Below are 14,684 nucleotides of genomic sequence, written 5' to 3'. Positions count from 1 at the left end.
CTGCAACCTTATACAATGTATTGTAATCAAATCCCCCTCCATAAGTAAAGAAATCATGAAGAAAGGAATTTGGTGTAAAACAGAGTATTCTATACATAAAGTACGTAAAGTTAAAACTGTACACTAAATTTTATCCGTATATGGTGTTTGCATGAATTTTCAATAGTCCGGTACACTACTATAAGTGAACTAAACCCGGATATATTTTCGGGAGAAGGAGGACGGCATGGCTATTATAGAGGTGAAAAAGCTAACCAAAGTATTCGGTCATGATGCGGGAAAGGCGATTCCATTATTAGAGCAAGGGTGGTCGAAGGAAAAGATCGCTCAGGAATTAAAGTTGACGGTCGGAGTCAACAAAGCCGAATTCAGCATTGAAGAAGGAGAAATATTCGTCATTATGGGATTGTCCGGCAGCGGTAAGTCAACGTTGGTTCGTTTGTTGAACCGTTTGATTGAGCCTACAGGGGGACAAGTCCTTTTTAAAGGAAAAGACGTCGTTAAAATGAATCCGGAGGAGCTTCGGCAATTTCGGCGCAAGAACATCGGCATGGTGTTCCAGAAGTTCGCATTGTTTCCACACCGGACGGTATTGGAGAATGCGGAATACGGACTTGAGGTTCAGGGCGTGGATAAAAAGAAGAGAACTGAACGGGCCATGGAAGCATTGCATCTCGTTGGTTTAAAGGGCTGGGAGAATCATCGACCGGATCAACTCAGCGGAGGGATGCAGCAGCGTGTAGGATTAGCAAGAGGACTTGCTAATGACCCTGATATCCTGCTCATGGACGAAGCCTTTAGTGCACTGGATCCGCTGATCCGTAAAGACATGCAGCAGGAGCTGCTGGAATTGCAGTCCAGAGTGAAGAAGACGATTGTGTTCATCACTCATGATCTAGACGAAGCCCTGCGGATTGGTGATCGGATTGCACTGATGAAAGACGGTGTTATCGTGCAGATTGGTACACCGGAGGAGATTCTCATTCAACCTGCCAATAAATATGTAGAGCGGTTCGTGGAGGATGTGGACTTGTCCAAGGTGCTAACTGCAGCTCATGTGATGCGGCAACCGGAAACGGTTAGACCTGAGCGCGGACCACGTGTAGCACTTCAACTGATGCGCGACAGCGGTATATTCAGCCTATATGTGGTAGACAAAGAAAACAAGCTCTTGGGTGTTATTACAGCTGAGGACGCAGCACAGGCACTAAAGGATAATAAATCCATCCTAGAGGTTACACGGCGGGAGATCCCTCGTGTATATCCAGAAACGCTGCTCAATGATTTTTTTGAACTAATATCTGAGACACATTTGCCTGTAGCCGTCGTAGATGAAGCGGATAAATTAAAGGGTATTGTGATTAAGGGAGCCGTTCTTTCCGCACTCGCGGGTAACGCGGTACCGGAAGGAGAAGGATCTTAATGGACATTCCAAAACTGCCTTTAGGAAAGGCCCTCGAGTGGTTGGAAAACTGGCTAACTACGTATTGTGGCCCCTTGTTTGACTTTATCGCTACGATAATCGGTGGGATGGTTTCTGCAATTGAAGGTGCGCTGACCTTCCTGCCTGCATTAGTGCTTATCGTACTTATTGCAGCTTTATCTTATTGGATTGGGAAATGGCGCATGGCTTTATTTGCGGTAATCGGACTGCTCTTAATCGATAATCTCGGATTATGGGGACCTTCGATGCAATCTTTAGCCCTTGTTCTAACTGCCTCGATACTGGCTGTGGTAATCGGCGTACCGATTGGCATTTTGTGTGCGCAGAGAAATGCGGTTAGAAATACAGTTACGCCTATTTTGGATTTTATGCAGACGATGCCGGCATTTGTGTATTTATTGCCAGCGGTATCTTTTTTCTCACTTGGTGTAGTTCCAGGTGTAATTGCATCGATCATCTTTGCGATTCCACCGACAATTCGTTTGACCAATCTCGGTATTCGTCAAGTTTCAGAGGAGTTAGTGGAAGCAGCCGATGCTTTTGGTTCAACACCAACTCAGAAGCTGGTTAAATTGCAGCTGCCGATCGCACTGCCAACGATTATGGCAGGCGTCAATCAGACGATTATGTTATCACTCTCGATGGTTGTCATCTCATCTATGATTGGTGCGCAAGGTGTAGGAGCCTATGTATACCGTGCGGTATCGCAGGCTAAGACAGGAGATGGGTTCGAGGCGGGGATCGCTATTGTTATTATAGCTATTCTACTCGACCGTTTAACGCAGAACGCACTAAAACCAAAACAGAGATAGGGGTTTAAAATAGAATGAAGAAAAAAAATATAGGGTTATTCCTGTTAGTGATTATGATGATTACTGTGATTGCTGGATGTTCATCCTCAAGCAACGAGAAAGTAAAACTGGCTTATGTAGCATGGGATTCGGAAATTGCGAGTACTTATGTAGTAAAGGAAGTACTTGAAACTAAGCTTGGAGCTACTGTTGAAATGCTGCAGGTAGATGCAGGTCCAATGTGGGCAGGAGTTGCTGACGGTAGTGCAGATGGAATGGTTGCAGCCTGGCTGCCAAGCACGCATGCTGCTTATTTAGAAAAGTATGGTGCGAAAATGGAAGATTTGGGTCCAAATCTGAACGGAACCAAGGTTGGTTTAGCGGTTCCTGCGTACATGGATATTAATTCTATTGAAGATTTGAAAAACAGTGACCTAGCTGGTAAATTGAACAATCGAATTATCGGGATTGAGCCGGGTGCTGGTATTATGACAACAACAGAAAAGGCTATAGCTGAATATGGCCTTACTGATTATACCCTTCTTGAAAGTTCATCAGCAGCGATGGCTCAAGAGCTGCAAAAAGCCTATGACAACAACGAGCCTATCGTTGTTACGGGTTGGACACCACACTGGATGTTCGCCAATATGGATCTGAAATATCTGGAAGATCCAAAAGGTGTATATGGTGCGGATGAGCAAATCCATACGATGGTTCGTCAAGGTCTGAAAGAAGACATGCCGAATGTCTATAAGTTCTTGGATCAATTTGAGTGGACAGCAGAAGATATGGCGAAAGTAATGGTTGAGGTTCAAGGTGGGAAATCACCAGAAGAAGCTGCTAAAACTTGGGTAGAAAACAACCCCGATAAAGTGAATGCGTGGATTCAAGGTGTAGAATTGTAAGTAGATAGAATTCTGTGGTATGATGTGAAGAATCAATGGATTACAAAAGTGTAACTTGTACGCTAACCACTGTTCTTTACAAATGCACTTCATAAGCAAACTCATTCAATAAAACACCCCGGAAGGGGTGTTTTTCTTGAGAATATAAGCAAAGTAATAAAAGGGATATCTATACTTTGCTTATATTTTAATGCTCACACTTATGCTTTAGCGAAGTAAATCAGGAGGCAGCTGCTGCAAGGAGTCAAGAGAGGAGACTGCTTCATGACAGAGACCATAAATACCTGGATAGATTGGCTGCTGCAAACGCTTGGCCTTAGTGGACCCTCTATTTTATTTGTGACGATTCCATTGGCGCTATTGCAGAGTATATTAGGATTTTTTCCGTTCGTAATTTTGATTGTACTCCATGTGTCTGTATTTAACGTTATTGGAGGTATGATAATCAGTTGGCTCGCTTGTAATCTGGGTGGAATACTGATGTACTTCCTCATTCGACGTTACCTTTACAATTGGTTTGATCGAAAATGGAGGTCCAAGCTGAAAAGGTATGACAAATGGCAGCGTTACTTGGATCGATATGGAATCTGGACGTTGGTACTTCTACGTACGATTCCTATTATTCCGAACAATGTAATCAACTTTATGTCCGCTGTTTCACCGATAAAAGCCTCATCCTTTGTTTGGGGGACCGTGCTTGGGAATCTGTCTTACATTTGGCTATTCGGTACGATCGGCTCAAGCTTAATCGTCCCTAGGGAAGAATGGAATGGATATATTACTTGGTATGCCGTGTTTATCGCTATTCTAATCGGGATCTTTATACGGCGGCACTGGGACCATTTGCAGGAAGATAAACGGAGTAGAATGCACTAATACTAATTAATCATCAAATGAATGAAGAACGTTTCTTTGGCATTATCTGCCGGAGGGAACGTTCTTCTTTTTTGTCTTCTTTGCGAATACCTTAAACTAAGTGGAGGTGGCTTGACCTCTACGTAAGGCGGGAGGGACTATCGCAATGGGGAGATTAAGAAAATGGGGGAACCGAGGGCTAAGATTACCTGATCTAGGTCAGTTTCGGCTGCCAAAAATAAATGGGGGCGGGACGCCGAGGTTCTCTGGAAGAAGCTCCGCGTTCAAGTCAAAACCTAGTAGGGCAGCGGCTAGACCACAGAGTGCACGCTTTGAAGCTAAGCGAAGTAGAAGTCATATGAGCTCATCGAGTAGGGCAGAAAGAAAGATGAACGTTACCGGTGGAAACACGCGTAAGCCAAGAAGCCGGCGTAAATTTTGGCTGATTGCATCCTTAGTATTGATTGTGCTTGTGCTACAGGCACTGCGATACGTGGAGCTGCACATGAAGCCACCTATTTTGCATTTAGCGCAAATTCGTGTGAAGCAAATCGCAACTGAGTCGATAAATAAAGCGATTACTTCACAAGTTGCGAACGGAGGAAATGCAGAGGAACTGATTGATTGGAAGACCGATAAGAACGGGAAAATATCAGGCTTTATGTTGAACTATGCGGAGCATATGCGTATTACTTCACAAGCAGCAGAGGTAATCCAGACCACGTTGCAGGATTTGCATAATCAGACAGAATATATTCCGCTCGGTCAGGCACTAGGTAGTCCTCTCATCGCCTCTTATGGGCCTGATATTCCGATCAAGATTGAACCGCAAGGTGCTGTTAAGGTTGAACTCAGCACTCGCCAGCAAAATGCCGGAATCAATATGATTTTAGTTGAGGTCTATATCCATATTGTTACGGAGGTAGCGGTGGTTATTCCTTTTGACATGGAACCCCAGGTAGTGGATACGGAAATTCCAGTGTCATATCTGATGGTCGTCGGAGACGTGCCAATGTATTACTACGATAATCAGGGTCAGCCTGTCGGTGCTAATGGCAGCAGTGCTCCAGGAATTGCTATTCCTGCACCGTCTGTAAGTGGAGATAAAAATGGAGTATCAGATCAGAGCAAGGATACTACTGGGAATAGCAAAGAGGATAGCAATTCATCGCCAGCTGCACCCAATTCTTCAAATACAGGCGCAGCTCATACAGAAGAAGGCGGCAAAGGCGTAAATGGAGGAAATTAAGGGATATCATGCTTAACCGCTCATAGACTATAGGTAGAGTTGCTTTAAACAAATGGAGCGTGAGTCCTAATGTCACATGAATCGATGAATATGGAACGCTTGGCAGGGAGATACGGTTTCCTTGAACGTGCCGGACTTCTACCCTTGCCTAGTGAAGATGGGATTTCTATTGTAGTTGAGCTTAGCCGTATGGAATGTGCTACGGTCTGTTTACCCCTGCTGCTGCTTCACTCGGGAGTGGCTGTGCGCATTATTGCTGTTTCAATGTCTCCCGACTTCCCCATGGAGGTATTAGCAGGACAGTTCTCGCCGGAGGAACCAGTGCTCTTCCTACCTTATGAGAAGGAGGAGTATATGCCCAACCTAGCTCTGGCCCATATCGAGACCACCTTTGCTGTTCTGCTTGAAGATTCGATTATGGTATCGCCTGGCTGGTTAAGCGAGTTAATGTGGGCATCCGTTGATGATGCATCCGTAAGAGTCATTGCTCCGCGTTCTTCTACCGAAAAGGGTGAAGGGAAGAAACGGCTTCACTTTGGTACTCATCATGAATTAACGGAGCATGTAAGCTACAGCCTTGGGCGGTATCAAGGCGAATGGCACGAGGTGGAAGTGCTAACCGGATCTTGTCTTTTATTCTCTAAGGAATTGGTTCAGCGAATTGGCGGCTTTGACACCTCGCTTCAAGCACGGCATCTCATGATAGCTGACTGGTGTCTTAGGGCGCGTCAGGTTGGAGTGAAACTGGCACTGAGTGAAGCTGTGTATGTTCATGCTATTCAGTCACTGGATAAATACCTTAGAACGAAGGACGAATCCAAACAAACGGACGGCTGGCAGACTTACTACAAGAAATGGGCACTTGAAAGCGGGATAGAGAACGAAGGACTTTTAGTACCCTATACTGAGTCCTTAAAATTTCCACAGCCGGTTATACCATTGGGCAGGATTCCCTTAGCATCTCCGTTGGTAACGGCCATAGTTTATTGTGATGAAGCTTGGGATTGTGATGAGCTGAAGGAGCGATGGGTAGCTGTACGGGAGCAGCAGAGCTACAAGTATATTCGCTGGATTTGGATTAGAGATACTTTGGTGGACGCTACACTTGAGTTACCGGTTAGCGAACATGATGTAATGATAACAGTTCATGGTGAGGATGTATGGCAACGGGCGTTAAAGAACGCATCTGCATTATATGAGAGCGAGATCATTCTGTATTTGTCCACTTCTATCCAATATGAGAAACGTTATGTTGAGCGGGTAGTGAAGGCCATAACTCAAGGATCCGCAGATCTGATCGTAAGTTTATCGGCTGAAATGGAAGAAGCTGGGGTTCATTTGCTTGCAGGGGGAGATTCAGCGCTCGCTCTACCTCTTGAACGTGTTGCTTACAAAGGAGGGATCCTACCTGGGATGATTAGCAATGGGAAGTTTACTTCCCGTCAATTGCTGCTGCACCCTAATGCCTCTCTGGTAATAGGCTATATTGGGGATTTGTCCGATTCCAAGGAGGCACACCCATGAAATATTTAATTCTAAGCGGAGGTTCTTGGGAGGACTACGAATATAAAAGATTGCTAGAGCTTCTTCCCGATAGGGAAGGGGTCTGCTTTGCTGGACGAATGACTAGAGAGCAGCAGACTAACAATCAGATTAGGGCAGTTGCGGCTGCAGATATTTATTCTTTGAACATGAAGCAATACACGATTCTTGTCTCTTCTCCTTATTGGCTCTCAGAGGTTCTCTCTTTGCAGGCAGCTTATGTAGTGGCTCTGCTAGAACGCTGTCCGGAAGAAGAAAAGAAGTGGTTATGGGATAAATACAGCAGTTTGCTTGGCGCAAAGGCTGACCTTGTAGCCACCCGATCTGAACGGATATATCTAGAGCAGAGCTTGCGCAGGGAAGATGTGCTCTATCTCGCCGGGGATCAGCAAGAATCCTATGGAGTTACCTTTCAGGGAGATCGGCTGTATTTTCTTACGGATTATGAGGTGCTGTGGAGAAAGGCAATTGCGAACTTGCGTCAGGATTCAGCGAGATCACCTGCCGATTGGGTTACTATACAGCTTGAGTTGCGGGCGGACTATTACATTTCCATGTGTGCTAAGCTGCCCAGTCAACCTGTTGTGCATTACTTGGCAGCTTCCTATCTGTACTTGTTGGGGGATTCCGTAGCAAACCGCTATCTGGCGCAATCCTTTGAGCTCATGGTGCTGTATGAATATTTAGATTGCCTTCATTCACATTTTCGCTTTTTTTCGGCTATAGAGGGTAAGACTGGAGATTTGGAAACAGCTGTTCAACAATATACGATTACGGCAGTTACAGCTGAGGAGAAGCAGGATGCGGAAAGGCTGCAGGGCTGGCTTCACTCCGGGCAGTACGAACTTGTCCGGGCAGAGCTGTTTCGCTTAAATGAGGATGAAGCTGAGGCAATACGGATTCTGAGTTCGCTCACCACCTCAGAGGCGAAGAGGTTATTGATTCAGAATTATATTCGGACCTTCCAATGGGAGAAAGCGCTAGAGCTTCAGCAAGATTTGGAGGGGAATGTTGATGGGATTATAGAAGGCACAATACACTTGCTACATGGCAGACGACATGAGGCTATGCGCAGCTTCTTGAATGCGGCAGGGCAAGACAATCAGGCGTGGCCGCTTTTATCAGAGATGGCAGATCTAGAAGAGGCTGTAAAACGATTGAAAAGGAGAGTGGAGGGATGAGTAGTCATAAATGGCCTCTCCGCAAAACAGCAGGTAACCGCTTGACCGCTATGATGCAGGTTCGTAACGAAGCTGGAAGGTATCTGGAGCAGGTACTTGAAGAACTGAGTGAGTTTGTGGATGATATTGTAGTTGTTGATGATGGAAGTACAGATCATACGGCACAGTTATGTCGTTCTTTTGCCAAGGTTACGAAGCTTGTGACACTGGAGACCTCCTTGTTTAATCGTGAGTGGGAGTTAAGGCAGCTGTTATGGGATTTAGCGGTGTCTACGAATCCGGATTGGCTCCTGTCTATAGACGCTGATGAGTTCTATGAAGAGGCAGCTAAACGGGAGATGAGACGGCTGATTGATCAGGATGTGTATGACTGGGTATCCTTCCGGCTATTTGATTTTTGGGGTGGCACCACCCATTATCGTGAAGATGAACATTGGAATATCCATACGAAGCATACTCGTACACTTGTCCGATACTTGCCGAATTTTCATTATTTCTTCCCGAAAATGGATCATCATGTTCCTAGGCTGCCGCTTTCTTACTCGGTATTGCCGGGTTTTCTTGCCGAACTGCGAGTGAAGCATTATGGATGGGCAGTTTCCCCGGAAGAGCTTCGACTTAAATATTCGCGTTATATGGAGCTTGATCCAGAGGGGCGCTGGGGGAGTCTGGAGCAGTACCAGTCCATTCTAGATGAGCAGCCCCATTTGATTGAATGGAAAGTATAGCTCTGAAATCCGAATCTGCCAGTCGGTTAGATCTGACTGGCAGATCTGACGAGCAACCCCCATGGGATATGACCTGAGGGTATTCCATGGGGGGAAGCTTTTGCAGCGAGCTTAAGCTTATAGTATGAGAGTCCCACTGCAGCGGTAGTTCCCCCATTTCTGCGCACAGCCATTTCATCTGATAAAGCGATCTTTGGAGTTTCCCCACAGGAGCAAGCCATTGCCACATATAATAGCCATTCGGCGCAGCCCGTCGAAGCATTATAATGAGGGGGTTGACTGAGATAGATGGAACACCACTGTTTCTTTACGGGGATAGGAGCCTCAAGCAATCCATAGAATAAGGGCTGCGGCAGTTTGCACCATTGGAAGGAAGATCCCTCTGAATGACGATAGAGCGTTAATACACTGTCCCAAGCACCGACCTGAAGCAGCAATTGTGTAGCATAGCTCAGATCAGGAAGAGAAGGCTTAATGTCAGAACGACTTGTTAAAATATGATGAATCGTTAGGATCCCTGGTCTGTATGGTAATATGGAGACAACCCACTTCTTGGCTGATTCATTATCTCCAGCACGGCAAGACAAAGCCCAGAGATAACCGAGTATTGATGAATGTTCGGAAAGAAGAGATGGATTATGAAGGAGTTGCTCAAGGGGGGCGAGGGTGTGTTCCTCCTCTTGCTGCTGAGTACAAGCAAAGAAAGCCTGCACAATGGTTTGAACGGTTAGCGGTAGCTGCGAAGCAAAAGAGAGAGTGGTCAGCCATTCAAAATCACGAGCATTGAGCGCCGCGGGCACGAGATAGCCTAAAGTAATTGGTGAGAGAGTGTGGATATGATAGCGGGTCAATGCGATCATACTTAACCTCTCTCCAGATAGCAGGCTTAGTGGGACAAGCTGTTTCCACGCATCCGTATAATCTGGTTTAAACTGTATAGCAGCCTCGTAGTGTTTCCGCGCATTTGGATATAGAAATAACTTCTCGCATACTCTGCCCGCTAGTAGTTCTGTTCGATACGTTCCACTTCCCGAAGAAGATGGATATGAAAGTGCTGTATCCCCACTCTTCAGTGCTTGCTGCAAGAAGTGTCTAGCTTGGCTTAGCTGTCCTTGTTCGAGTAATAAAGCAGCATAGCCCTCTAATAAATCAGTGAAATCGGGAAACAATAAGCTCCCCGCATGAAAGACTTCCGCAGATTCCTGCTGCCTGTTACATCGTTGTAAAGCATAGGCAGTCTTTAGATAAATATCGGAGGCATACCCGGATTGGGTTGAAACATCAGCGAGTAATGGAAGAAGTACATCTGCAGCTGTATGATATTGTTCCTGTTGATAATGCTCTACCCCTAGCGCATAACGAAGAATTAGATGGTTCGGTTGAAGCTGCAGACCACTATTGATGAGAGCTAAATTGCGCTGATATTTATTTTTGCGCTGCAGTTCATCTTCTAAATAACCATAGTGATAAATACGCAATTCAGCGTAAGCAATCTCCCCTGCAGGAAGCTCCCAAATGCTGTTGGCCGTCTCCTCATGAATGATTCCACGAAAGATGATTCTTCTATCGTTTCTGAACAGGCGGCAGACATGATCGGTAACAAAATCCGCTTCAGGGGCGTCACCGGTATAGTGGATAATGGGTAGCCAATATCCATGGATATGCGCTGCGTCCAGCAGGTGCTGGAGCTGCTCCTTCCTCCAATGATCTACAGCCTCATCGGCATCAAGTACCAGAATCCAAGGGGAAGTTGCATGCTTCAGACTTAGGTTTCGTGCTTTCGAGAAATCATTCTCCCAAGTCATATCGATGATCTTTGCACCGAACTTAAGTGCTATGTCTCTGCTATTATCCTCAGACCCGGTATCTACAATGATGATTTCTGATACGATTCCTTGCACAGAGGACAGGCATTTCTCCAAGTGGTTCGCCTCATTCTTAACGATCATACAAAGTGTGATCTCGGGTATAGTCATAGGAAACGTCCCTCCTATTCTGAAACTTTGTGTAGCGGAAGCGATAGGCGTGCTCTTTTGACTGCTGGAGAATAGGTAGCAGAAGAGGACAAGGAAGCAAGCAGACGATCCGCTAACAAAATCTGTGAACGCCCCTGCTCAGATGCTTGATTAAATGCCGCTTCTATAGAAATGGGCTGCTCTGTGGCATTTATCAGCTGTGCAGCTGCTTCATTACATCCCTCACTCTGTAATAATTCTAGGAGAATCCTGTTCTTAGTCACTGTGTAGTCTGGCAGATGAGCGAGGAACCAACCGTAAATTTCACTCTCGCGGCCTGCACATTTCAGGGCTCGTAGTAGCCGGGTAATGACGGGAGTCGGTTCGGGATGAAGCTGTGCGGTTTTGGTGTAACAAGCAATAGCTTCGGTCTCATCACCTATCTCTTCACATAATTGACCCAGCATATAATAGGTTAAATATGAACCAAATCCAGCCTCAGTATGGTAGCCGGGAGGAGCAGCTCCGATGACCAGCGCTTGTAGCAATGCTACTTTGGCTTCTGCAAATATACCTAACTGTAAGAGTAGGGCTCCTTTGATATGAGCTAAGTCTGGGTAATCCGGATGTGAGCTAATCCCGCGGTCACAAGCTGCAAGCGCCCCAGGGTAATCTTTTAATTCTGCAAGCGAGCGAATTTCATATTTGTGCAGCAGGTGGATGTAACTTGTATCAGGCGGTGCCTCTTCTAGTGATTGTTGGATATGATTTAGAGCAGGGTGATACTCCCCAAGACGCATATACTCAACAGCCATATTAAAATGGTGAAAAGGATCTTTAGGATTTAACCTTAGCTGTTCTTTCAGCAGCTTGACATTTCGTTTGATTTTATCTTTCTTGATCACTACCCCTTCTGCGTAACCATAATGATGGATGACAACAGTGGTCAGATGCATCGGTGCCTGGGGTGTAGCTGTTATGATAGCCTCAGCAATCTGTTCGTGGATGATACCGCTAAACCGGTACTTAGGACGATTACGAAACATCCGAATAATCGGATTGACGGTGATCGTTTGTGAAGTGGGGGTTAGCCCTTTATGATTATGAATGCGTAGGAAAAATGCCTCGTACTCCATATGCTCAGCACATAGCAGTAATTCTCCCTTGCTCTCCTCACTTAATTCCTCATCTCCATCTAGAACGAGAATCCATTGTCCATGGGCCTGCTGGAGACCTGCGTTGCGGGCAGCAGCAAAGTCGCCGCTCCAAGGGTGCTGTATGATTTTAGCCCCGAAGTTTAGGGCAATTTGAACCGAAGCGTCGGTGGATCCAGTATCGACTACAATGATCTCATCGACGACTCCCCGTACGCTTTTTAAACATTGGCTCAAGCTATCTCCTTCGTTCTTAACGATCATGCATAAGGAAATTAGCGGCTTTCTTCTTGAATGGTTCATAGGGAAGATCTCCCTTCGCTCTGACGTAAGCTCCACTGAGTGTGCCAAGATGTACGATTCAGCAAGGTAATGGATTTAAGGATAGCTCTGTTATCCTCTTGCAATGGGCCATGAGCATGGGCATCATTTAAATTTTGTAGAGCATCTTCCATACTCAGCTTCGCTTGCTGAAGATAACAGAGGGATAAGCCGATCCTTGCGGATTCATGCTCAGGCTCTTGTTCCAGCGCTTGCTGAAACCATTCACTGGCCTCGGAATAATGCCCTTTGTCAAAGATCATCTCACCAATATAAAAAAGCACGTTTGCATCGGCGATCTTATCACGAACAAGTACAATAAATTCCTCTCCTGCGGCCTGCCAATCTCCTTCTTTATATAATGCTGTGGCAAATTCAGATCGATAAGCAGGGAACAGGTCTACTAAAGTATGACTAAGTGTGAGCTGATGTAGCTTTACGGATAACCCAATGAGGTCTGAAAGGAATGGTGCATATAAGTGATCTGCTTCTATTTCTGATGGACATGACTCCTCTTGTTGTCGTTGGCATCGCTCGATGTATTCCAGACCAGAACGAAGTTCGTTGGATGTAAACGTGAGCAGGTCGTTCTTGAATTCCCCGTATAACTCCCATTGGCAAATGGCATAGAGGGTATACCACTGCTTTTGATGCTCTAAACCAAGGTGATCTTGGGAAACTAGTGAGGTCATCTGCCCAATAGCTGTACTCGCGTCTTCTAATTTGCCGGTGATGATGAGTGAAGAGATGATTGCATATGCAGTATCCAATTCCAATGGAAAAATATCTCGGGATAAGGTGGTTATGGTTTCATAAGCATTTATCTCATATAAACTGTCAATGATCGCGGATCTACGGACTGAAGTAGTTGGGGGAACAAGTTGGATCAGTAAAGTGGCGATTTCCTCATCGGGTACAGCTAGACGTTGAAAAGCAGCAGCAATTCCCTGCAAGGCGGGCGTATATAAAGAATGGTGTTGAAGTGCACGATGAAAAAATCTTGCAGCATCCTCAAGAAGACCAAGCCGCTGTGAGATTAAACCCATCCGGTATAGGGGGCGAAAGGTGCTCATTCCTTGCTCACAGACATATTTTCCGCTAAGTATCTCATGTGCAGGAATGGACTCTGCATGTTGATAAGCTAATAGCGCTCGTTCCCAAAGTCCTTGGCTCTCTAAAGATTGGCCTAATAAAAAATGTAGATCAGGGTAGTCACCATAACGCTCCAGTTCAATCATCAGCAAGGGGTCAATCGCATTCATTTTTCCTTGCGCATGATAGATTTTGCAAAGATCCCTAATCATCGTAGGACGATAGGAGGCTTCAAGTGCTACATGGTGAAGGCCTTGGCGAAGCAACGTCTCAGCTTCCTGAAGACGACCTTCCTGACAGTAGTTTACTGCCAAATTATAGGAGTGGAAAGGATCGTCCGGATATTCGGTTAAAGCGAGGAGCAGCAGGTGCCTATTTCGATTGATTTTATCTTTTTGTGTCATGATTTCAGGTAAATATCCAAAGTGTATAATCTCAAGTGGACTGTGCTCAATTGCCGAGAGGTTATGTTTGCTAAGGATTGAAGTGTCAATTCCCTCATGAATTCTTCCGCTATATTGATAACCCTGTCCATTTCGGAATAAGCGAACTGCACTGTGTTTTACCTTATCTTCAGGTCGTACACCTACCCAATTATCAATGTTTACTGTAAAAGCCTGAGCTTGTGTATTCTGTAGAAGGCTGCGGAGTTCTGTAAGTGGGGTTAGTAAGCACTCATCGGCATCGAGGATAAGAATCCAATTCGTTGAGGCATGAACGAGCCCTTCATTACGAGCAGCTGCGAAATCGTCTGTCCATTCCCGTTGGAAGACTCTAGCCCCGTGTGCTTCGGCAATAGCTATGGATTCGTCAGTAGAACCCGTATCGATCATCACAATTTCATCAGCACCAGCTACGCTTGCGAGACAGTGAGGCAGGAGATCAGCTTCATCTTTTACGATGAGGTGGACGCCAAGCGTAATATTATTCACGGTTGTTCCTCCTTGGAAGGCATTATGTGGTTGATGCTCATATGTATAGCTGCTGACACAAGCATAAACGCCTTCGGTGTCCTTATAGTTAAAGAAAAAGCACATGGATATCCATGTACTCTTTCTTGTTACAACATATGATGGTCATCTGGATTACGTGCCCTGAGCATTGAAACTTACATTGATCGTGGATGCAGAGCCTGAATTGGCTGATTGGTAGGATAGGCGGGTATATTTCAGGAATCTGGCTGGCACTATGACATCGATAGAACCTGCTGCTAAAGGATTATCCCCCGTGGTATCGACAAAATAGTTCGCTCCATCAGCACTGATTTCCACACGTGTGTTGACTGGATTTGCCCCAGTATTGTTAATGAAGAAGGAATACGTTCCCAGCACGCTCGTAGTAACGGCCGGTAGAGGGGTATAGGTATTAGCGGTCGCAATGCCTGTAGTCGTCTGTTCAATAAAGCTGCGTTGGGATATAGAAGTCACACTACTTAGTGTACCGGCAGTAATTGTAGCGCCGAGTACG

At 45.6% G+C, this 14,684-nt stretch carries 12 protein-coding genes; 8 read left to right on the top strand and 4 right to left on the bottom strand.

The genetic code is table 11. From position 1 onward, the window contains the following. Positions 1 to 226 precede the first annotated feature (226 nt). The 8 genes from CA600_RS25445 (at position 227) to CA600_RS25410 (ending at position 8,695) form a co-directional block, all read left to right on the top strand. Positions 227 to 1,423, top strand: coding sequence for a quaternary amine ABC transporter ATP-binding protein (locus CA600_RS25445; RefSeq protein WP_042191675.1), 1,197 nt, complete (start codon positions 227 to 229; stop codon positions 1,421 to 1,423). After that, on the top strand, positions 1,423 to 2,256 hold the full coding sequence (locus tag CA600_RS25440; protein WP_042191673.1) for an ABC transporter permease: 834 nt from the start codon (positions 1,423 to 1,425) through the stop codon (positions 2,254 to 2,256). Before CA600_RS25445 ends, CA600_RS25440 begins: the two co-directional genes overlap by 1 nt. A gap of 14 nt (positions 2,257 to 2,270) precedes the next feature. Beyond that, positions 2,271 to 3,140 carry a glycine betaine ABC transporter substrate-binding protein gene (locus tag CA600_RS25435; RefSeq protein ID WP_094873938.1) on the top strand — a complete coding sequence of 290 codons (870 nt, stop codon included), beginning with the start codon at positions 2,271 to 2,273 and terminating at the stop codon, positions 3,138 to 3,140. A 264-nt stretch (positions 3,141 to 3,404) separates the two neighbouring features. Further along, on the top strand, positions 3,405 to 4,016 hold the full coding sequence (locus tag CA600_RS25430) for a TVP38/TMEM64 family protein (protein ID WP_094873936.1): 612 nt from the start codon (positions 3,405 to 3,407) through the stop codon (positions 4,014 to 4,016). A gap of 145 nt (positions 4,017 to 4,161) precedes the next feature. Beyond that, positions 4,162 to 5,244: a sporulation protein YunB gene (gene yunB, locus CA600_RS25425; protein ID WP_373455851.1), complete on the top strand. Its 1,083-nt coding sequence runs from the start codon at positions 4,162 to 4,164 to the stop codon at positions 5,242 to 5,244. Between the two features lie 69 nt (positions 5,245 to 5,313). After that, a complete protein-coding gene (locus CA600_RS25420; RefSeq protein ID WP_094873932.1) occupies positions 5,314 to 6,768 on the top strand; it encodes a hypothetical protein in 1,455 nt (484 codons plus the stop codon). Further along, positions 6,765 to 7,967 carry a hypothetical protein gene (locus CA600_RS25415; RefSeq protein WP_094873930.1) on the top strand — a complete coding sequence of 401 codons (1,203 nt, stop codon included), beginning with the start codon at positions 6,765 to 6,767 and terminating at the stop codon, positions 7,965 to 7,967. Before CA600_RS25420 ends, CA600_RS25415 begins: the two co-directional genes overlap by 4 nt. Next, the gene (locus tag CA600_RS25410) at positions 7,964 to 8,695 is read left to right on the top strand and encodes a glycosyltransferase (protein ID WP_094873928.1); all 732 of its coding nucleotides are present in this window, start codon (positions 7,964 to 7,966) and stop codon (positions 8,693 to 8,695) included. Before CA600_RS25415 ends, CA600_RS25410 begins: the two co-directional genes overlap by 4 nt. Positions 8,696 to 8,721: 26 nt before the next feature. Here the strand turns inward: CA600_RS25410 and CA600_RS25405 are convergent, their stop codons facing one another. The 4 genes from CA600_RS25405 to CA600_RS25390 form a co-directional block, all read right to left on the bottom strand. Beyond that, entirely contained in the window at positions 8,722 to 10,671 is a 1,950-nt protein-coding gene (locus CA600_RS25405) for a glycosyltransferase (protein WP_094873926.1), read from the bottom strand. A gap of 14 nt (positions 10,672 to 10,685) precedes the next feature. Then, on the bottom strand, positions 10,686 to 12,107 hold the full coding sequence (locus tag CA600_RS25400) for a tetratricopeptide repeat-containing glycosyltransferase family 2 protein (protein WP_094873924.1): 1,422 nt from the start codon (positions 12,105 to 12,107) through the stop codon (positions 10,686 to 10,688). Continuing rightward, positions 12,104 to 14,149, bottom strand: a complete 2,046-nt coding sequence (locus CA600_RS25395; RefSeq protein ID WP_179281729.1) for a glycosyltransferase family 2 protein — start codon at positions 14,147 to 14,149, stop codon at positions 12,104 to 12,106. The genes CA600_RS25400 and CA600_RS25395 overlap by 4 nt, the downstream gene beginning before the upstream one ends. Positions 14,150 to 14,302: 153 nt before the next feature. Beyond that, on the bottom strand, positions 14,303 to 14,684 hold a 382-nt coding region (locus tag CA600_RS25390; protein ID WP_256990011.1), incomplete at its 5' end, for a DUF6385 domain-containing protein.

It is taken from the genome of Paenibacillus sp. VTT E-133280 (genome assembly GCF_002264385.1).
In the GTDB taxonomy this organism is placed as follows: Bacteria; Bacillota; Bacilli; order Paenibacillales; family Paenibacillaceae; genus Paenibacillus_AQ; species Paenibacillus_AQ nitricinens.
The sequence above is the reverse complement of the archived record's forward strand: the minus strand, read 5'-3'. Positions and strand labels throughout refer to the sequence as shown.

Excerpts from the sequence above, each read along its gene's own strand:
- CA600_RS25445 (WP_042191675.1), top strand. The coding sequence starts at position 227 with ATGGCTATTATAGAGGTGAAAAAGCTAACCAAAGTATTCGGTCATGAT.
- CA600_RS25440 (WP_042191673.1), top strand. The coding sequence starts at position 1,423 with ATGGACATTCCAAAACTGCCTTTAGGAAAGGCCCTCGAGTGGTTGGAA.
- CA600_RS25435 (WP_094873938.1), top strand. The coding sequence starts at position 2,271 with ATGAAGAAAAAAAATATAGGGTTATTCCTGTTAGTGATTATGATGATT.
- CA600_RS25430 (WP_094873936.1), top strand. The coding sequence starts at position 3,405 with ATGACAGAGACCATAAATACCTGGATAGATTGGCTGCTGCAAACGCTT.
- yunB (WP_373455851.1), top strand. The coding sequence starts at position 4,162 with ATGGGGAGATTAAGAAAATGGGGGAACCGAGGGCTAAGATTACCTGAT.
- CA600_RS25420 (WP_094873932.1), top strand. The coding sequence starts at position 5,314 with ATGTCACATGAATCGATGAATATGGAACGCTTGGCAGGGAGATACGGT.
- CA600_RS25415 (WP_094873930.1), top strand. The coding sequence starts at position 6,765 with ATGAAATATTTAATTCTAAGCGGAGGTTCTTGGGAGGACTACGAATAT.
- CA600_RS25410 (WP_094873928.1), top strand. The coding sequence starts at position 7,964 with ATGAGTAGTCATAAATGGCCTCTCCGCAAAACAGCAGGTAACCGCTTG.
- CA600_RS25405 (WP_094873926.1), bottom strand. The coding sequence starts at position 10,671 with ATGACTATACCCGAGATCACACTTTGTATGATCGTTAAGAATGAGGCG.
- CA600_RS25400 (WP_094873924.1), bottom strand. The coding sequence starts at position 12,107 with ATGAACCATTCAAGAAGAAAGCCGCTAATTTCCTTATGCATGATCGTT.